This is a genomic window from Bacillus sp. RC240 (genome assembly GCF_044907945.1).
Taxonomy (GTDB): Bacteria; Bacillota; Bacilli; order Bacillales; family Bacillaceae_G; genus Bacillus_A; species Bacillus_A mycoides.
In genome coordinates this window covers 36573-55032 of sequence record NZ_JBIYCT010000013.1, presented here as the reverse complement: position 1 = coordinate 55032, position 18460 = coordinate 36573, and the positions used below count along the sequence as shown (strand labels likewise).

Genomic DNA, 18460 nt, shown 5'->3' with positions numbered 1-18460 from the left:
GAAGATAAAGTTTATCTGAACTTTATCCAAACTGCATTTCTTCTGTGTACAATGACTAGTATTCTATAGTATGTAGATAAAAAATAGTAAGGAGTAGCAGGATAATTATGCAGGTTTCTAAGAAGAAAATATTATTATTTCTTTCAATTATTCTTTTGGCTTTATTGATGGTGTATGTATGTACAAATAATAAGCATGTCCAAAATATTGTTCATAATATAGAAGACATCTATAAAGTATATAAAGAGAATCAGGTATTGAAAGGGAAAATTGAACATCAAGAATCGTTAAAGAGTAAAGTGCAAATGTTAAGTGAGGAGAAAGAAAGCCTTACTAAAATTATCAACAAAACGAAAGAATTAAAGGAACAGGGAAAATATAATTTCATTCAAGCTACAGTAGTAACCCGTGTAGCAGAAGAGTGGTATAGAGAAATTACTCTCGATAGAGGTTCACAACATGGTGTAAAGGCTGATATGGCTGTTATTACAGTGAACGGTTTTATCGGAAAGGTAGAGAGTGTAGATCAATATACATCTGTTGTGAAATTAATTACGAAAGATGAACGAACAAATCGTTTAGCAATCACCTTCCAAAATGATTCATCTATTTTAGGATTTGTTACAGGGTACGATAAGAAAAAACAAGCCCTTCGAATTGATAATATTCCATCAGATAAAGCGAAAGAAATAAAAATAGGTGATAGCGTTATTACCTCTGAATTAAGTCAGAAAATACCACCCGGTCTTGAAGTAGCAGAGGTGATAGAGCAAGAACCAGATCAATATGGTCTTGCTTATATTATTTATGCAAAACCAAAGGCAAATCTATATGATTTAGAAGATGTAATTTTAATAGAACCTAAATAATAGTTTTATATAGTGTCTATGAGAGGTGAATTAGAAACGAAGAGAATTAATGTAAAGTAAAGAGTAAGAGGGATAAGGGAAAATAAAATGGTACTAAATTTAATAATATGTAGTTATATCTTTATATCGTTTTTATTTTATCTTTATCTCGGACAATTATAATGAAGAGGTAAACTGATGATAAGTGCAAAGTTATTAAGTATTACAGTGGGTCTTTTTTTGTCCATTTTTAATATTAATTATTTATATAACCTCTCCAGTAGGCTAGAAAACCTATACAATATCCTTCGAATTTATATTTGTAAATGCATTATTTGAGCGCGAGAATAATGGCTCTTCGAAAACGTTATTGACGCCATCTTCGTGAGAACAAAGTAATGGTATATGAATTGGGTTATAAAACATTTAATTCGTATATTATAATTTCATTAGAAATATACATTACAAAAATGTAAGGATAATGTAAGGGGAATCAATATTGCTGTTTGTAAAGAAAAGATAAAATGATAGTTAGTGTCTATAAAAATAGCATAATCGCAACACTGGCCATATGACAGGAGGCAATATGAAAAATTTAATATTTGATGAGAACGTTGTGCAAAAAGTGCATAGTAAAAAGGTGAATGTAGTACACCATACTGTAGAGAAGCGTGGGCATAGAGTATGTTATTAAAACTTTCTATTTCCAGTATGAAAAAAATGATAAAGGATTACATCGTTTTACTAATAGGTCTTGTAATCTCAATTTCTATATTTTATATGTTTCAAACGCTTGCGTTAAATAAAGAATTTACAATGAATAACAGCATTATTGGTTCAATTGTATTTGTATTTCAAATAGGATCTATTTTGGTGGCGTTTATTACCTTCTTTTATATTTTTTATGCAAACTCATTTCTCCTCTCACTCCGGCGGAAAGAACTTGGCATGTATCTTGTATTAGGAGCAAAAAAGAGTAAAATCAGCCAACTCTTATTTTTTGAGACGTTAGCCATGGGAATGATTTCACTAGTATTAGGTAGTGTATTCGGAGCTATTCTTTCTAATTTCATAAGTGGGTTTTTAACAAAACAATTGGAAATATCAGCTGAAGGTTATCAAGCTTTTTATGGTCCTACATTCAAAATAACATTTATATTCTTCAGTGCATTGTTTCTGCTTACATCTGTTGTGAATGCAATTCGAATAACACTTAAAACAGAATTAGATTTAATTCGTACAGAGCAAAAGGCGGAGCAGATACGAAAAAAGGGTCCTGTCACAATGGCGTTAACTTTATGTAGTTTATTAGGACTAAGTGTAGGATATTATTTCGTAATCTTTGTAGGAATAAAAGGTGCTGGTGCCATTTTACTCCCATTATTCACAATTACATTGGGAACATATCTTATATTTATTTCTCTTTTACCCACGTTTGTTAATAGATTAAAAAAAACGCGCTATTTAAACGAAAAGAAATTAAGTGCATTTACATTTGCACAATTGCAGTTCCGTGTAAGTAGTTTGGCGAAAATATTAGGAACGGTAACGATGCTAATTGGACTAGGCGTGGGGGCAATGGCCGGTGGCATGTCTTTACAGAAAAATGTAATCCTTACAGCAGAAAAAATGCCAGGGTATGATATTACAATTCATGATCCAGAAGCAACGGATTATAAAGCTATGGAAAAAATGAAAATTATAGATAAAAAACAGTATAAATATAAAGTTGATAATGAGGCTGTTTATTATTTAAAAGAGGAATTATTAGAGAATCCTCCACTACTATTCAGAAAGAAAGAGACAACACATATTTCTGAACAACTTCCATCTTCGATTTATAGGATGTTTAAGGGAGAGGAAGTTGATCCATCTAGTTCTACGTTACCGATGAACTGGGACAAGATTGTGGATAGTGATTTTAGGTCGAATATTACTGTATATGATCGTAAGCCTGTCTATATTGTCGATAAAAACCGTTATGAAACAATTCAAGGGAATGAGCATACGTTTTTTATTGCTAAAGTAGATAATATTTTACAGTATAAAACAGAGTTAAAAGAGATGGATAATCGTCAAATTGAAAAAATAGCTGTTGCTACTAATAGGTCTAAGGAAGACGTATATTTACCAACGAACTATGGTGATTATGAATCTATGCTCGCCTTTTCAAAAGGAACTTCCTTTATGGGATTCTTTTTAGGTCTTGCTTTTTTAGCTATGATGGCAAGTTGTTTAATGTTTAAAATCCTTTCTGGGGCTACGAAAGATATAGGGCGGTATGAGATGCTTCGGAAAATTGGGGTGCGTAAAGAATTACTTATAAAATCTATGTATAAAGAATTAGGTATCGTATTTCTATTTCCAGCAATATTGGGTCTCATTCATGTTTTGGTAGGAATGAATATATTTACATTTGTTAAATTTTTTGTGAATCCATATGTGAACATCTGGATGCCGATTAGTATATTCCTGGGGATTTATATAGTCTACTATTTAATCACTGTACAATTATATAAGAGGATTGTTCTTCCAAAGGAAAGATAAATAGTTAAAGAGGAAGACTTGAAAAGCTAGATTAATGTTTTATTAATACGTAAGGAATGTAGAAAGGAATTAATAGAATGGGGAATTTGTTAAAGGTAAAAAACATAGTTGTAATGACAGTAGCTACAGTTGTAATGGGAGGAGCTTTTTTTGTATTTCAATCGATAACCTCACCTGCAAAAGCGATAGCAAATCAAGAGAATCCAGTTCAATATGCAAATGAACAAATAAAAGTGGAGATGAATAAGGTAGCACCAACGCAATTTAATGGTCAAACTAGAAAAATTGCCTATCTTACCTTTGATGACGGTCCAGGAAAGTATACGGCACAGTTGCTAGATATATTAAAGGAAAATGATGCGAAAGCAACATTTTTTCTAATTGGTCAAAATGTAAAATCGTATCCTGATTTAGTAAAGCGAGAAGAAGTAGAAGGACACTATGTGGGAATGCATAGTATGACGCACAATAACAAGAAATTATATGCCCAGGGTGGCTATGTTGATGAAATGAAAGAGGATCAAAGTTTAATTGCTAGTATTCTTGGACATGCACCAAAACTCACACGTCCGCCATATGGTTCGAAGCCTGGGTTACACGAAGAGCTTCGTAATAAAGTTGTAGAAAATGGTCTTAAAGTATGGGATTGGACAATTGATTCATTAGATTGGGAATACAGTGGGATGCCGATAAATACGGCAACAGCAAAAATTGTTCAAAATGTACTGGCTGGTGCGACAGATCAAAAAGAAGTGATTTTGATGCATGACATTCATCCGCAGTCCGTTGCAGCAGTACCTGCTATTATTAAAGGTTTAAAAGAAAAAGGGTATGAATTTGAAGCATATCATGAAGATGATCATTTCCCATTGAACTTTATGCATGATAAACGTATGTAACATAGGGGGAATTGACATTGACTTATAAAGCGTTAGCGATTACGGGAATTATATCTATAAGCTTATTGACAGGGTGTTTTGGCACGAAGCCAGAAGCAGAATTGTTCGTTGCATTTGAAAATGCAACGAAGCAAGAAAAGACGGTTTCTGAAGATGTGAAAAAACTAGAGGTTTTAGAAAAAGAAGGTCAAGAGTTATACAATCAAATTATAAATGATGGTAAAGATAGTAACCAAGCAATTATGCCGAAGTTAGAGCAAGCTACAAAAAGTATTGATGAACGTGAAAAAGTATGGAACAAAGAAAAAGAAGCTTTTGGAAAAGCACAAGAAGAAGTAAAATCAGTTCATAAAACTATAGATAAAATGGAAGATGTAGCTCTTCAGAAACAAGCGAAAAACATACAGGATATTTATAAAAAGCGTTATGCATCTTTTAGTAAGATAAATGATTCGTATCAAAAATTAATGAAATCTGAAAGAGAATTATATAAAAGCTTAGGTGAAAAAGAAACGAACTTAAAAAAGGTTAGTGAAAAGATTAAAGGTGTAAATCAAATGAATGAGGACATTCAACGAGAAAAAGAGAAATTTAATAGATATACACAAGAATATAACAAAGAGAAATTAGATTTTTATAAACAAGCGAAAATTAAGATGAAAGAGGAGAAATAAATACTTTATTTCTTACTCCAAAATAGAATAGAGAAATCAAAAGTCCCAAGCTACTAGCCTTGGGGCTTTTTCATATTCTTAAAGAAATGTTAAGAATATCCGCTGCTATTTATTAAGAAATGCTATCTATACTTAGAAATGGGTTAAGAAGTGCTCGGAAAATATGTAGGGAAAATAAAAGATAGGAAAAAGAAGTGTAGGAGGATATATATGAAAGCATCAGTTGTAGAGGTAAAGAATGTACAAAAGGTATACGGTAAAAAAGATGAGAGTCAATCACATGCACTAAAGAATGTATCGTTCTCAATTCAAGAGGGTGAATTCGTTGGAATTATGGGACCATCTGGTTCAGGAAAAACAACATTATTGAATGTAATTTCTACATTAGATAAGGCAACAGGTGGAATTGTTGAAATTGCTGGAATAGATATTACGAAAATGAAGCAGGGAGAATTATCTGATTTTCGCTCAGAGACACTAGGGTTTATCTTTCAAGATTTTAACTTACTTGAAAATTTATCAATCTATGAAAACATTGCATTACCGCTTTCTCTGCAAGGCGTTCATTCGAAAAGAATTGAATCAAAGGTGAAAAAGGTAGCAGAAATGTTAGGGATTTCAGAGATTCTTCAAAAATATCCGTCCGAAGTATCTGGTGGACAAAAACAACGTTCGGCAGCGGCCCGTGCACTTGTACATGAGCCAGCCATTATTTTAGGAGATGAGCCAACAGGAGCGCTTGATTCTAAAAATGCGAAAAGTTTATTAGAGTCGATGACCAACTTAAATGAAGAACAGGATGTTTCGATTATGATGGTTACACATGATCCATTTAGTGCGAGTTACTGCCGACGTATTTTATTCATCCAAGACGGAGAACTGTATAAAGAAATTCATCGCAGAGGTACGCGTGATGAGTTTTATAAAGAAATTTTAGATGTGCTTGCGGATTTAGGCACACAAAAAGCATAAGAAAGAAGGTTCAACATGTTATTCAAACTTTCCATGTCGGGAATAAAAAGTAAACGAAAAGACTATATGGTCTTATTAGTTGGGCTTATTATGTCTATTTCAATTTTTTATATGTTTCAAACGTTAGCGTTAAATAAAACGTTTATTGAAGGGAATTCTATGGATGGGATTTTTTCCGTCTTTCAAACGGGCTCATTTTTATTAGGATTTATTACATTATTTTATATTTTATACGCCAATTCATTTTTATTATCACTTCGGCAAAAAGAATTTGGTATGTATATGGTATTAGGGGCAAAAAAGCATAAAATTACATTGCTCATGTTTATTGAAACAATTGTATTAGGAATAGTATCTCTTATAGTAGGTGTGATAGTCGGTATAATCTTGGCACAAGGTGTTGGACATTTACTGATGAAGGAGCTGGAATTTACTGGCGGTGGTTATCATGCATTTTATGTACCATCAATCGTTGTTACTTTCATCTTTTTCATTGCATTATTTATGTTGTCCGCAATTATGAATGGTATGAAACTAGTGCGTAATTCGCCATTACAACTCGTTCACTCCAATAGTCAAACAGAGCGTACGTTTATTAAAGGGAAACTAACAAGTATAGTAGCACTTTTATCAATTATTTTATTAGCAGTTGGCTATGTTTCGATGATTTATATGAAGGAGCTAAAGGAATCAGGATTTATCATTGCAACAATTACAGTAACATTAGGAACTTACATGCTATTTGCATCATTCCTTCCCATTATTATTAATAAACTAAAAGCGAATAAAAATCGTAGTGAAAAAGGAATCAATGTGTTTACGTTTGCTCAGTTAAGTTTTTCTATTAATAGCTTAACGAAAGTATTAGCAACAGTGACGATGTTAGTTGCTCTTGGTGCGGGTGCAATCTCCAGTGGTATGGCGTTAAAAAATAATGTTACAAATATAGTGGAGAGTGCAGAATACTATGATGTCGAAATTAAAAATCCCACAGCAGAAGAAAAGAAAATACTAGATAGTATTACATTTAAAGAAAAGAATGAATATCGATACAAAGTAGATGAGCAGTTTATTTATCAATTGAAAGAAGATTTGGAAAGAAAGCGTCCGCTAACACGTACTGGAAATGACAAGAATAGTAGCCGATTCATTCCTGTTTCGAGGGAACTAATTGCGGGATCCGTTTTAAGTCATAGCCAAGAAAAAAATGAGAATAATACCAATGTAATTCCAGAAGAATGGGGAAATGTTTTACGGTCTCTTCAAAAGACATATATGAATCCTAGTCAAAAGATAAAAATTGTAGATCAAAAGATGTATGATGGGATACAAGGTAAAGAAGAAATTATAATACTGGGGAAAACGGACAATTTTATAACGTATAAAGAAGAATGGAAAAAAATTGATGAATTAGAGCTAGCTAAATATAAAGATATGAAAGAAGTACATCTTTTGAGTAAATATATGCTGTATGAAGGATATTACAGTACTTACAGTGGAACAGTATTTATGGGTTTTTTCTTAGGCATAGCTTTCTTAGCGATGTTGGCAAGTTGTTTAATGTTTAAAATTCTTTCTGGTGCTTCAAAAGATATTATTCGCTATCAAATGCTTCGTAAAATTGGTGTACGTTATGAGCTATTAACGAAATCAATTTATAAAGAGTTATTTTTCATTTTCTTATTCCCAGCGATCGTAGGTATAACGCACGTATTAGTCGGAATGAACATGTTCTCGTTCTTAATAGATAATCCATATTTCCGTATTTGGCTGCCGATTATTATTTTCTTAGTCATTTATGTGTTTTATTATTTCATTACAGTTCAATTGTATAAAAAAATTGTTCTTCCGAAAGAAGTGTAGTGTGTAGTGAATAAGGGGGATGATGAATCGAGCTAAATTTAGGGGAATATTATATGGAATTTATAGTGATGAAGAAGTTATAAATTCAAAAAAGCAGCTTTTTTCATTATTTGTAATTAGGAAGCAACTTGTACTGTAGATAAGGAGAAACAAAATCCTCTATTTTTTCAGTATATAAAAGATAAAGAGGGAAAGGTATTATAACTTCTGTAGTAATCGTTCGCCGCTTTTCATGTCGCCTTTACACAACGGGCATTGTGGCTTATCTTCTAAAGAAAAGTTTTTACGCATCCATCCAAGGCAGTCGTCTGCTTCGCATTCCCACACAGCAATTGCTTCTGGTTCTTCTACAGGTTTATCATTTTTTCTCCAATACATGTGATCGCTTCTTTAATTTGAAAAGTTTTTCGGAAAAAACAAAAAAGGTTGTTAACGTTTTTTGTTAACAACCTTTTATTTATTCATTATACTGTATTTTTTAAAAAATGCGAAGGTTAGTAATTGTTAAAGTATAGCGAAATAGCGATTATACAAGCTCAGGATTATAAATCATCGTTGAACGCCTTAGTAATAATTCAATTTGACACGGTGTATGCCGTCAACCTTCTCCGCATGTTTCTACCTCTTTTTCTTCTCTTATTTCAATTAAGATAAGCCTAAAGAACTATAAAGGAAAATGAGTATACTATCAAAAAAAATTTTAAGAGAACTGAATTAAAATAGATTTAATATGAGTAATTGAGGAATATATCCATTAGTAGTTAGAGTTTCACATAGTTTATTTGTGCTAAAAGGCTTATCGGCAGTACTTCCGTATGAAATTGCAGTCCCGTTATTAATTAGTATTGGTCTGTATGGCACCATGTATATTGGCTATTATTTCTTAACGGTTCGTTCTTATTTTCGGATTGTTAAGGAATAAAAATAGTGATGAAATTTCTCGTGAAACGAAAGGAAACATAGTGGGAATTATGTTCTCTTTCGCTTTTTTATTAGTTAAAATGAAGTGTGTATGACAATGGTATTTAAATGGAGTGTTATAATTTGGGATTTTAATTATAGTAGGATGCCTATTAATAGGCATCATTTTGATTGGCCTAAGCATTTATAGATTTGTAAAAGAAATAAAAGAAAAAGATTCAAAGAAAGATAAATGGACAGTAGTGGCACAAAATATTCTAGAGCTATTTAGTGATCCGCTGCACGGAGCACCGTTCTACTTTTTAATTGGTGCGCTCTTTTTTGTAGTGGGGCTTTTATTTCTCTCTATGGGAATGGGCTGGGTTGAAATTAATTAGTTGGTACTAGAGAATTAATTATATAGTCGTAGCGTTAAGAAGGAGAGAGTAAATGCCAATTATAAGAGATATCCAATTAAGTTTTCTAAAAAGAAAAGAGAATATAAGTAGCCTAGAAGTATTACAATTAACATCCTCAAGCAATTATGAGGAAGAGATATCTTTTTTACAAGAAACGAGCTGTATTACTTCTTTATACGAGCGAGATATGCCAAAGCTAAGAACAGACTATGAAAAAGGTATTTTGATTTACTGTGTGGATGATATTTCATTATTAAATCAGTGGGAGAAGAAATATCGAATTTTCCCTGAATATATGAATGCTTTTGTAGAGTATGGGAGTGAAAAGGATTTTTCGTATTTATTAGAGCGAGAGAAAAAAGAATTAGCTCTTCGTATTGTACACTCTGAAATGAAGAATTTAGCTGTGAAATATGATTGGGATATAGAGGCGTTAGAAAAAGCATACAATCAGATACTGGATTTGGATTATAAAAATGAACTTGCATATATAAAGAAGAGTAGTCCAAATAAAAAATATGTATGTAGTATAATTTGTCAGCATGAAGTGGCTTATGCTGATATTTACTTAGAAATAAGGGAGTATAGAACTAGAAGGTTAATTAGAAAAGACAAACTTATTAGAGAAGAAGACATGTATAAAATGTTTAATCATGTTAGTGACGTGGCTTGGAAGTTAAACCATAAAGTGATGTTGATGAACGACAAAGGGAAAAATATATGGATGTTAACCTTTTTAGAGAAAAATGAGCCAGCTAATTTAGTTTGGAAGATTGAAAGAATTGAGGAAAGTTGATGAAAAAGAGCTTGAAACCATTCAAGCTCTTTTTCATTATTATTTATGTCTTAACATGCGTTCAACTTCATGTACACTTAATTTGCTTGCTTGAGAAATCGTTTCAAGAGGGATACCAAGTTCATACATACCTTTAATCATTTGTATTTTTCCTTGTTGAATCCCTTTTTCCATCCCCTTTTCTATGCCTCTTTTCATTCCTTCTTTCTCTGCGTGGGCAAATTTTGCAGCCTCATCCATTAAAACCTTTTCCCTCGCTTCATAGGCTTGGCGAAAAGAAGAATCTTGACTCATACGTTCCCATTTATTTATCGCTTTTTGTAAAATAGGATCTTGGTTCATAGCAATATCCTCCAATGTTTTAGTTAAGTGTTCATCCTCATTTGCTGAAAGTAATAAAAGCCAACGAACAAATGGATCTTTCCATGGATTTACTTTTTCTTCATGCCATTGTTCTGTTAACTTTGGGATTTCTACAATGTGAATTTCTATGTCATCACTTAGTAGTTTCTGTTGTTGTGTATTCCATAATGTGCCCATTGTATGAAATTCTTTGTGATCTAAAAACATTATGAAGTTCAATAAATTAATGGTGATGGTTTTACGAAGTGCACTGTATGGCATGCCTTTTTGTAATTGAGATGTGTATAATTTTCCCCAATAATATAAACTGCGTTTCATCATATCGTGATTATTATTGAGCTGTATTTCGACATTTACTTTTGTCCCTGTGTTTAACGTAGCTGAAATGTCTAGAATTGATAATTTATCATTTGCGTGTTCCCGGTGTAAATGCGGATCTTCTAGTTGTAGAGAAGCGATGGGTGATTCTAAAGAATCTTGTAACATGGCATTTAAAAATGCAATTAGAATATCTTCACTACCATTCGTACCAAACAATTGTTTAAATGCAAAATCAATGCGTAAATTAACTAACTGTTGGTTGAACACAGCTTTTCCTCTCCCTTGTATATCAGGTTGCCTCTTTCCCTCATTGTACCTAAAAAGAACTAGGTCATGCAAACAGACCCTTCTGCTATTTTGAAGCTATTAGATAGAAAGCAAAGTAACTATGAATTTCCTGCCTTTGATAATGAATATATGGATATTTCGCAAGTGAAATTTTCTCTTTTCTTTAAAGATACTAAGGATTGGTTAATGGTGTTTCAAATTGTCGGTGTAGGTTCATTAGGTGTATTTAATGATATTCAAGTATATGGCAATAGAATGAATCATTCAATTGGTGATGACGGTATTTTGCAAGTAAAAGATGGAGATTATGAATTATTTGATAATAAAGGTGAATTTATACCGGATATTCATAACGGTAGTTTCAAAATTCGCGATCATCATTTTGAATATCAATTTACAGAAGAAGATTATGCGAATAATGGAATAGAAGTGAAAACGAAAGAGTCTTATCCAACATATTTCCTGCGTATGCTTGCTACTAATGAAGAAGCTAGAAAGTTATTATGGTGGGATAAAGAAGAAATTTTAGAAGAGTTGGGTTTAAAAGGTGATTGGGAAGTAGCTTATGAAACGGAAGAGTGGCAACATGTTGAAGAAGAGAAAGTAAGTGAAAATGAATTCTTCCAATCAGTAGCTGCAGCGATAGAGAAGCAAGATTCAAGTGTTATTGTAGATAAGGATGCTAATACGCACTGGAAAAATTGGGTGGAGTTTGATTACGAAAATTTATATTAAAAATTAAAGAGTAGATCAAAATGCCTTGCTAATAAAAAAGACGAGCCAAAGTGTTGAAACTTTAGCTCGTCTTTTTGCATTACACAACCGCAGGATTATAAATCATCGTAAAGTGCCCTTGTAATAGTTCAATATGACAAGGTGTATGAAGCGGACTTTCTCCATCTGTATCTACTTCTTTTTCTTCTTCTGTTTCAATATGAATGGATTTTGCTTTTACGTGGAAGATATCATTTTCATTTGTGTCTTCAAATAATTTCTTTCCGATGTAATCTTTAAATGCTTGGATGCCTGTGGATTTTACGACGAAAATATCAAGTGTTCCGTCATCGCATTTCACGTTCGGAATAAAGGACGGGATACCACCAAGATATTCACCGTTTCCAACCATAACAAGGACAGCTTCGTCTTCATATACTTGTCCGTCGTAAGTAATTTTTACTGGGAATGTTTCAGCGTTTTTGACAGTTCGAATGGTACTTAAGTAGTAACCGATTTTACCAAGCTTTGCTTTCTCTTCTGCATCAATATTGTTTGATACTTCAGATACGAGTCCAATGCCCCAGAAGTTTAAGAAGTGTTGTCCGTTTGCTTTTGCGACATCAATTGGTTTTACATGTTCTTTTGTAATGAGTTTCGCTGCTTCTGCAATATTTTGCGGAACACCAAGTGTGCGAGAGAAGTCGTTGCAAGTTCCGCCTGGAATGATTGCAAGTGTAGGTCTAGTTTCAAGAGGGGCTAAGCCGTTTGTGCATTCAAATACAGTTCCATCACCACCAAAGACGATAATTAAATCTACTTTACTAGCAAACTCCTGACAATATTTTGTTGCATCACCTTGCTTTTTCGTATGAAGGATATGTAAGTCAGGAAAAGCTGCGGCAAGTGGTGGTACGATTTTCGTTAAGTTTGTATGTAAATCGCCTTGTCCAGCTTTTGGATTTACGATGAGGAGTACTTTTTTAAATTTTGTCTTTGTCATTCTTCATCTCTCCCTTTGTTTTTATAAATTACGGTAGAAATAAAACTTCCACCAATAATGCATGGAAGCTTATTTGATCCCGCTATTCGCGGGCCAATAATCATTGGGAATGGACAAAAATCCCAATGATTAAGGTTTCATTTTATTATATTATTCCGTTACAACTGAAGCGATAAATGGTAAGTTACGATATTTTTCTGCGCAGTCGATACCGTAGCCAACGATAAATTCGTCTGGAATTTGGAAGCCAACATACTCAGCTTTTAAGTCCACTTTACGGCGTTCAGGTTTATCAAGTAACGTACAGAACTTCAATGCTTTTGGTTTATGCATGAAGAAGTGATCTTTTAAGAAGTGAAGTGTTAAACCAGAATCGATAATGTCTTCTACGACAATTACGTTTTTTCCAGTAATGTTTACATCGATATCTTTTAATAGTTTTACTTTTCCAGTTGTTTCTGTTTGATTTCCGTAGCTAGATGCAGAGATAAAGTCGATAGTTACTTCGTTTTTAATATGACGAATTAAATCAGCAGCGAATACGAAAGATCCTTTTAATACAGCGATTACAACGATTTCTTCTCCTTCAAAATCACGTTCGATTTGAAGCGCTAGTTCTTTTACTTTTTCTTGTAATTGTTCTTCAGAAATTAAAGTGTCTTTTATTTCAATTTTCATTTGAATCCTCCTACAGTGTAAAACTTGTGAACATTTCGACTGTAAAGGATAGAAAGAAAAAAGTCAAAGAAGATATAAGGTTTTTACAGAAATCCCCACAAAATAGTCAGATGATATGATATACTGATAATATTAAGAAAACGCTTCCAAAAAGGGTGATTATGATGAAAAAGAAACAGTATACAAGTGTAACATTTATAAAAGCATTGCTTTTAACAATTGTTCTTGGTATGTTGGCTTACATAATTGATGTACCTGCAATTCGCATTTCACTAATTGGAATGACTTTAGTATTAGGCGCAATTTCCCACGGTATGATGTCGCAGCTGCAAGAGGCTAGACTTGATGATATGAAAGATTCTATAGATAAGAAATGAGAAACCTTCACGTATATAGAGTGAAGGTTTTTCGTTTCTTACAAAAATGTAAGGTGATTTGTAAGACAAATCGATAGTTGCATAGTAGTGTTTTGGATAAACTATAAGTGTAAGGTAAAAGGTAAGCATATTTTAGGTAAATTAAGTTTTAGGCACTCTATATGTGAAAAAGGAGTAGGAGGGCATGGAGAAACATTGGACGACCTTTTCTTTTTTAGCAACTAGTAACACCGTAATGCTAGCTGGAGAAATGGATTTTTTGCATACGTTTGATCGAGAAGACGATCATTCTTCTTCTAAATTTACAATGAAATGGAGTAAGTGGAGCGATAGTTGTAAATTGGAAGAAGAGGCCCCTAACGAAAGGCAAAAAATTATTTTAACAAATCCTATTAAAGCATGGGTCGTTCAATGTCGTAAGTGTAACGTCAAAAATCACTTCAAGAAAACTGAGCCGAGACAATTAGTTATCACTCCGGCCCTTCCTACTTCTCAATCACGCGAAAGTAACAAATAAATATCGAGACACATCGAAAGAAGCATCGTATTTATACGGTGCTTCTTTCCTGTCCATAAAAAGTCCCTTAGTGTATGAAAGATTTGTTATGATTATAAAGGAATCTTACATTTTGCATATGGTAGGAAATATGATGGAAGTAAAATTAGAAAAGGTGTGTATGATGAAAAAATATAGTGTAATTGCAGTAGCGAGTTTATTGGCAACAAATCTATTAACATTTCCTTCTAGTTCGCTAGCGGAAATTGAAAATAAAACAAGAAATAATATAGAAGCTTTACAGAGTATACATAGTGATAGACAAAGTGAATTGCAAAAACAATTGGAAGTTATACAAGAGCAACAAATGGAATTAGAAAAAAGAAAAGATATTTTGAAACAGCAGGCAGAGTTATTTATTAAGGTTGACGAATTAAAACGGAAAAAAGAAGAGTTACTAAAACAAGGTAGCGAAGATAAAGGACAATTAGAAGAAGTTCAGCAAAAATTAGATGAATTAAAGAAACAACAAGAAAAACTTGAAAAGAAGAATCCGTTAGAACTAAAAGAAAAGAAGATTGATGAAAAGAATAACCAAGAAGAAACAAACTCGAATGAATTAGAGGAACAAAAAAAGAAGGAAGAGCTTGAAGAGAAGGATCGATTAGAAGTAGACGAAAAGAATAAACAAGAAGGGACAAATCATGAATTAAAAGAGAAGCAAAAGAGAGAAGAATTAAAGAAACAGCAAGAAGAATTACGAATAAAGCAGCAACAATTGGAGAAGCAGCAAATAGAGTTAAAGCAGAAAGAAGAGCAGGAAAAACAAGAACTTGAATTAAAGCAAAAAGAAGAACAAACAAAACAAGAAATTGAATTAAAGCAAAAAGAAGAACAAACAAAACAAGAGCTTGAATTAAAGCAAAAAGAAGAACAAACAAAACAAGAAATTGAATTAAAGCAAAAAGAAGAACAAACAAAACAAGAAATTGAATTAAAGCAAAAAGAAGAGCAAGAAAAACAAGAGCTTGAATTAAAGCAAAAGGAAGAACAGGAAAAAAGAGAAGTAGAATTAAAGAGGGCAGTAAGTAATTTACAAGCAGCACCACAATCATTCCCTGATGTTCCAGGGTGGGCGGAAGAGTCTGTTACTTATTTAGTGAATAAAAAAGTAATTACAGGAATGCCGGATGGAACATTTTCACCGCATAGCGTATTAAGTAGGGCTGAAGCGGCTACAATTATGGCTAAAGTTTTAGGATTAGAAGTTAAAGAAGGAGACAAGCCGACCTTTATAGATTCGAAAGATAATTGGGCATCTTCTTACATTGCAGCGGTGGAAAAAGCAGGCGTTATTAAAGGTGAAGGAAACGGGAAATTTAATCCGTACGGTCAAATGACAAGAGCGGCAATGGCAACAATGCTTGTACAAGCATATCAATTAGATTCGAAAGTTAATGGAGAATTACCGACATTATTTAATGATGTGAAAGATCATTGGGGCGAGAAATTCATTAATATTTTAGTAGAATTAGGTATATCAAGTGGTATTGATGGAACACAGTGGCAACCTGATAAATCGATATCACGTGCTGAGGCAGCTCGACTTGTTGCGGTGACAGATCAATCTAAAGATAGCGAAGTAAAAGTGAAAAAGGTAAATATAACGAAAAATTTCTTTACTTATAATAGTCCATCATTATCATCAGGTATTTCAAATGAATATGCATCACAAGAAGTAAGGGTATATGAAGAAAGAGATGGTGGATGGATAAAAATTTATACGGATTTGGGTTTTAAGTGGGTGTGCTTAACTGAGAAGAAAGTAAAGATAACGAAAAACTTCGTTACATATAATGAATCGTCATTATCATCTGGTATTTCAGGCGAGTATACTCCGCAAGAAGTGACGGTTGTTGAAGAAAGAGAAGGCGATTGGATTAAAATTCGTACTAGTGTAGGCTATAAGTGGGTATGTCTAACTGAAAAGAAAGTACAGATTGATAGAGACTTTACTACTTATGATGCTCCGTCACGGTCTGCGAATGTTTTAGCGTATTATGGACCACAAACAGTAACTGTTGTAGAAGAAAGAGGAACGTGGCTTCGTATAAGTACATATGCAGGATACCAATGGTTGGACACGAAAAAGGAGACAAAGTATTTATCTAAAGTATTTTTCGCATATGACAGCCCTAGTTTTGTATCGCGCGTATCAGGGAAATATTCTCCGCAAACAGTAGAAGTGTATGGCGAAAGAGCAGGCGGTTGGATTCAAATACAAACTAATAATGGTTTGAAATGGGTGAATGAAGGCAATGTTAATCGTAGTCAAGTGATATTGAACGTACCATCAATTTACCAATTCCCAGAATTACACAATGGCTGTGAAGTAGTTTCTTTACAAATGCTTGTGGAACATCAAATTGGTCGTTCATTAAATAAAGTAGCATTTGCGTTTGAAATGCCTTTTGATCAAACAAAATTAAAGAACTATAAAACATCATCACAAATTTGGGGAGATCCAGATGTAGGGTTTGTAGGTGATGTGACAGGAAATACGCCAGGATATTCTATTAATCCAGAACCATTAAAAAGATTGTTAGATAAATATGCAAGAGGAACGAATTTAACAGGAAATGATTTCTCAGTCCTAGAAGATTATGTACGAAATGGGAAACCAGTTGTTACTTGGGTAACTGTAGCACTAAATAATCCAAGACCAATTACAACGTGGAAAACACCAGGCGGAAAAACAATTTATGGACGAATGAATACTCATGCGGTCGTTTTAACAGGTGTCGATGATAATTACGTGTATTATAATGATCCATTTTATGGAACGAAAAATGTGAAAGTGAGTAAGAGTTGGTTTGCAAGTATTTATAACCAAATGGGGAAGAAAGCTTTAAGTGTAGATTAAATAAAAAAGGTTATCCAAAAGATTATTTTTGGATAACCTTTTTTTATAATGAAATCTTTAAAAGAACTCCATTTCATCTGCATCTTATATTTACATCTCTTGTTTATTCTAGTAATACATCCGGTGCGACGTAATTTATTACTAGAATAAAGTATAAAAGGAGAGAAATAAAATGAAAAAAAAACTATTACCAATTTGTGCGATGGCACTTTTAACAGTAGGATATTCTTCAGTAGCAAGCGCTTCTACTGGAACATTAACAAAAGAAGAAACGGCGCAAGTACAGCAAGATGCAGCTAAAAAAGAAGAAGCAATTAAGGAACAGCAAAAAAATGATGTAGAGAAAAAGCAAGCGGCACAAGTACAAGAAAAAAGTGATATGGCTAAAAAAGAGGAAGCAATAAAAGCAGGGCAAAAGAATGATACAGCGAAAAAAGAAGTAACACCACAAGTTCAAGAAAAGGAAGCTCTTGCAAAAAAAGAAGAAGCAATTAAGGCCGGGCAAAAAAATGATGCAGTAAAAAAAGAAGCAGCAAAGCCAGTTGTACAAGGTGAAAAATTACCAAACACAGCATCAAACAATGTAGCAATGATGGCACTAAGCGCATGCCTTGTAGGGATAGGGACATTATTTGGTTTGAATCGTCGTAATAAAGTTAAGGCGTAAATAAAATATTTTTCTATAAAGAATGGGATAATTTCATATATTAAAAATGGTAGGTTATTCCTACCATTTTTTGCATGGAGGGATGGAACATGAAGTTACTCAATTATATCGGTATCATATTGATGGCCATAGGGCTATTCATGGGATCGTATTACGCTGTGGAATGGTATAAAGGAAAAAGCTCTGCTCGAGAATTAACGAAAGAAGAAATAAAGAGCTTTAAAAATATACAAGATAATCAACTTTCACATGAAACACCTGTAACTTCCCAAGTACCTTCTTCTCAAACCGAGCATAAAGAAGGAGAAAAGGTAGCAATGTTAAATATACCGAAAATAAAGAAGAAGTTTTCTATATATTGGGGAGCAAATGATGCAACATTGAAAAAAGGAGTCGGTATGTTTGTCAGTGATTTAACGACAACACCATCTGGAGGGGGACATACTGTACTGAGTGGGCATCGAGATACTGTATTTACAGATTTAGGAGAGTTAAAAGAAAAGGATAACCTTATTTTGGAGTATGATAATAAAATGTACACATACGAAATTCAAAAGACATGGATTACACATGCGGATGATCGCACTGTTATTGTAAAAAAAGAAGAGCCGACATTAACACTGACGACTTGCTATCCATTTGATTATATAGGGGATGCACCGGATCGATATATTATCGAGGCAAAGTTAATTACGAGCAATTCAAAATAAAA

At 33.2% G+C, this 18460-nt stretch carries 18 protein-coding genes and 1 pseudogene; 15 read left to right on the top strand and 4 right to left on the bottom strand.

Going from position 1 to position 18460, the window contains the following annotated elements; all coding sequences use genetic code 11:
• Window positions 1-107 precede the first annotated feature (107 nt).
• The 6 genes from mreC (at window position 108) to ABH955_RS26285 (ending at window position 7803) form a co-directional block, all read left to right on the top strand.
• Window positions 108-869 (top strand): rod shape-determining protein MreC, encoded by a 762-nt coding sequence (gene mreC, locus ABH955_RS26310; RefSeq protein WP_003192006.1) that lies wholly within the window; start codon window positions 108-110, stop codon window positions 867-869.
• 663 nt (window positions 870-1532) lie between these two features.
• Window positions 1533-3395, top strand: a complete 1863-nt coding sequence (locus ABH955_RS26305; RefSeq protein WP_404491841.1) for an FtsX-like permease family protein — start codon at window positions 1533-1535, stop codon at window positions 3393-3395.
• 77 nt (window positions 3396-3472) lie between these two features.
• Window positions 3473-4294, top strand: a complete 822-nt coding sequence (locus ABH955_RS26300; RefSeq protein ID WP_113938186.1) for a peptidoglycan-N-acetylglucosamine deacetylase — start codon at window positions 3473-3475, stop codon at window positions 4292-4294.
• A gap of 17 nt (window positions 4295-4311) precedes the next feature.
• Window positions 4312-4968 (top strand): YkyA family protein, encoded by a 657-nt coding sequence (locus ABH955_RS26295; protein ID WP_113938185.1) that lies wholly within the window; start codon window positions 4312-4314, stop codon window positions 4966-4968.
• Window positions 4969-5178: 210 nt separating this feature from the next.
• Window positions 5179-5940 carry an ABC transporter ATP-binding protein gene (locus tag ABH955_RS26290; protein WP_002143529.1) on the top strand — a complete coding sequence of 254 codons (762 nt, stop codon included), beginning with the start codon at window positions 5179-5181 and terminating at the stop codon, window positions 5938-5940.
• 15 nt (window positions 5941-5955) lie between these two features.
• The gene (locus tag ABH955_RS26285) at window positions 5956-7803 is read left to right on the top strand and encodes an FtsX-like permease family protein (protein ID WP_404491839.1); all 1848 of its coding nucleotides are present in this window, start codon (window positions 5956-5958) and stop codon (window positions 7801-7803) included.
• Window positions 7804-8001: 198 nt separating this feature from the next.
• Here ABH955_RS26285 and ABH955_RS26280 read toward each other — a convergent pair whose 3' ends face one another.
• Window positions 8002-8181 carry a cold-inducible protein YdjO-related protein gene (locus tag ABH955_RS26280; RefSeq protein ID WP_002015777.1) on the bottom strand — a complete coding sequence of 60 codons (180 nt, stop codon included), beginning with the start codon at window positions 8179-8181 and terminating at the stop codon, window positions 8002-8004.
• A 373-nt stretch (window positions 8182-8554) separates the two neighbouring features.
• Here ABH955_RS26280 and ABH955_RS26275 point away from each other — a divergent pair.
• The 3 genes and pseudogenes from ABH955_RS26275 to ABH955_RS26265 all read left to right on the top strand — a co-directional run.
• Window positions 8555-8725 (top strand): annotated as a pseudogene (locus tag ABH955_RS26275) (FtsX-like permease family protein); the annotation flags it as partial.
• 166 nt (window positions 8726-8891) lie between these two features.
• Complete coding sequence (locus ABH955_RS26270) at window positions 8892-9101, top strand: hypothetical protein (RefSeq protein ID WP_002015775.1); 210 nt, start codon at window positions 8892-8894, stop codon at window positions 9099-9101.
• A 52-nt stretch (window positions 9102-9153) separates the two neighbouring features.
• Complete coding sequence (locus ABH955_RS26265) at window positions 9154-9918, top strand: hypothetical protein (RefSeq protein WP_404491838.1); 765 nt, start codon at window positions 9154-9156, stop codon at window positions 9916-9918.
• 39 nt (window positions 9919-9957) lie between these two features.
• On the opposite strand, the gene ABH955_RS26260 is transcribed toward ABH955_RS26265, so the two are convergent.
• Window positions 9958-10869, bottom strand: a complete 912-nt coding sequence (locus ABH955_RS26260; protein ID WP_404457709.1) for an Rpn family recombination-promoting nuclease/putative transposase — start codon at window positions 10867-10869, stop codon at window positions 9958-9960.
• 66 nt (window positions 10870-10935) lie between these two features.
• On the opposite strand from ABH955_RS26260, the gene ABH955_RS26255 reads away from it, so the two are divergent.
• Window positions 10936-11625: a DUF7003 family protein gene (locus tag ABH955_RS26255; RefSeq protein ID WP_404457706.1), complete on the top strand. Its 690-nt coding sequence runs from the start codon at window positions 10936-10938 to the stop codon at window positions 11623-11625.
• Window positions 11626-11704: 79 nt separating this feature from the next.
• Here the strand turns inward: ABH955_RS26255 and ABH955_RS26250 are convergent, their stop codons facing one another.
• Together ABH955_RS26250 and hpt are read right to left on the bottom strand one after the other, a co-directional pair.
• Window positions 11705-12607 (bottom strand): diacylglycerol/lipid kinase family protein, encoded by a 903-nt coding sequence (locus ABH955_RS26250; protein WP_404491837.1) that lies wholly within the window; start codon window positions 12605-12607, stop codon window positions 11705-11707.
• A gap of 150 nt (window positions 12608-12757) precedes the next feature.
• Window positions 12758-13285 (bottom strand): hypoxanthine phosphoribosyltransferase, encoded by a 528-nt coding sequence (hpt, locus tag ABH955_RS26245; protein WP_000687586.1) that lies wholly within the window; start codon window positions 13283-13285, stop codon window positions 12758-12760.
• A gap of 161 nt (window positions 13286-13446) precedes the next feature.
• On the opposite strand from hpt, the gene ABH955_RS26240 reads away from it, so the two are divergent.
• The 5 genes from ABH955_RS26240 to ABH955_RS26220 all read left to right on the top strand — a co-directional run bounded on the left by ABH955_RS26240 (window position 13447) and on the right by ABH955_RS26220 (window position 18458).
• Window positions 13447-13662, top strand: a complete 216-nt coding sequence (locus tag ABH955_RS26240) for a hypothetical protein (protein ID WP_002034478.1) — start codon at window positions 13447-13449, stop codon at window positions 13660-13662.
• A gap of 184 nt (window positions 13663-13846) precedes the next feature.
• On the top strand, window positions 13847-14179 hold the full coding sequence (locus ABH955_RS26235; RefSeq protein WP_000410947.1) for a hypothetical protein: 333 nt from the start codon (window positions 13847-13849) through the stop codon (window positions 14177-14179).
• Window positions 14180-14339: 160 nt separating this feature from the next.
• Window positions 14340-17081 (top strand): S-layer homology domain-containing protein, encoded by a 2742-nt coding sequence (locus ABH955_RS26230; RefSeq protein ID WP_404491853.1) that lies wholly within the window; start codon window positions 14340-14342, stop codon window positions 17079-17081.
• A 172-nt stretch (window positions 17082-17253) separates the two neighbouring features.
• Window positions 17254-17748: an LPXTG cell wall anchor domain-containing protein gene (locus tag ABH955_RS26225; RefSeq protein ID WP_404448396.1), complete on the top strand. Its 495-nt coding sequence runs from the start codon at window positions 17254-17256 to the stop codon at window positions 17746-17748.
• Between the two features lie 89 nt (window positions 17749-17837).
• On the top strand, window positions 17838-18458 hold the full coding sequence (locus tag ABH955_RS26220; protein WP_113938178.1) for a class D sortase: 621 nt from the start codon (window positions 17838-17840) through the stop codon (window positions 18456-18458).
• Window positions 18459-18460: the final 2 nt, after the last annotated feature.

What these genes read in the sequence shown, in the direction of transcription:
- hpt (WP_000687586.1), bottom strand. Translation starts at nt 13,285, where the DNA reads ATGAAAATTGAAATAAAAGACACTTTAATTTCTGAAGAACAATTACAA.
- ABH955_RS26235 (WP_000410947.1), top strand. Translation starts at nt 13,847, where the DNA reads ATGGAGAAACATTGGACGACCTTTTCTTTTTTAGCAACTAGTAACACC.
- ABH955_RS26280 (WP_002015777.1), bottom strand. Translation starts at nt 8,181, where the DNA reads ATGTATTGGAGAAAAAATGATAAACCTGTAGAAGAACCAGAAGCAATT.
- ABH955_RS26230 (WP_404491853.1), top strand. Translation starts at nt 14,340, where the DNA reads ATGATGAAAAAATATAGTGTAATTGCAGTAGCGAGTTTATTGGCAACA.
- ABH955_RS26225 (WP_404448396.1), top strand. Translation starts at nt 17,254, where the DNA reads ATGAAAAAAAAACTATTACCAATTTGTGCGATGGCACTTTTAACAGTA.
- ABH955_RS26265 (WP_404491838.1), top strand. Translation starts at nt 9,154, where the DNA reads ATGCCAATTATAAGAGATATCCAATTAAGTTTTCTAAAAAGAAAAGAG.
- ABH955_RS26220 (WP_113938178.1), top strand. Translation starts at nt 17,838, where the DNA reads ATGAAGTTACTCAATTATATCGGTATCATATTGATGGCCATAGGGCTA.
- ABH955_RS26285 (WP_404491839.1), top strand. Translation starts at nt 5,956, where the DNA reads ATGTTATTCAAACTTTCCATGTCGGGAATAAAAAGTAAACGAAAAGAC.
- ABH955_RS26305 (WP_404491841.1), top strand. Translation starts at nt 1,533, where the DNA reads ATGTTATTAAAACTTTCTATTTCCAGTATGAAAAAAATGATAAAGGAT.
- ABH955_RS26240 (WP_002034478.1), top strand. Translation starts at nt 13,447, where the DNA reads ATGATGAAAAAGAAACAGTATACAAGTGTAACATTTATAAAAGCATTG.
- ABH955_RS26300 (WP_113938186.1), top strand. Translation starts at nt 3,473, where the DNA reads ATGGGGAATTTGTTAAAGGTAAAAAACATAGTTGTAATGACAGTAGCT.
- ABH955_RS26250 (WP_404491837.1), bottom strand. Translation starts at nt 12,607, where the DNA reads ATGACAAAGACAAAATTTAAAAAAGTACTCCTCATCGTAAATCCAAAA.
- ABH955_RS26290 (WP_002143529.1), top strand. Translation starts at nt 5,179, where the DNA reads ATGAAAGCATCAGTTGTAGAGGTAAAGAATGTACAAAAGGTATACGGT.
- ABH955_RS26255 (WP_404457706.1), top strand. Translation starts at nt 10,936, where the DNA reads ATGCAAACAGACCCTTCTGCTATTTTGAAGCTATTAGATAGAAAGCAA.
- mreC (WP_003192006.1), top strand. Translation starts at nt 108, where the DNA reads ATGCAGGTTTCTAAGAAGAAAATATTATTATTTCTTTCAATTATTCTT.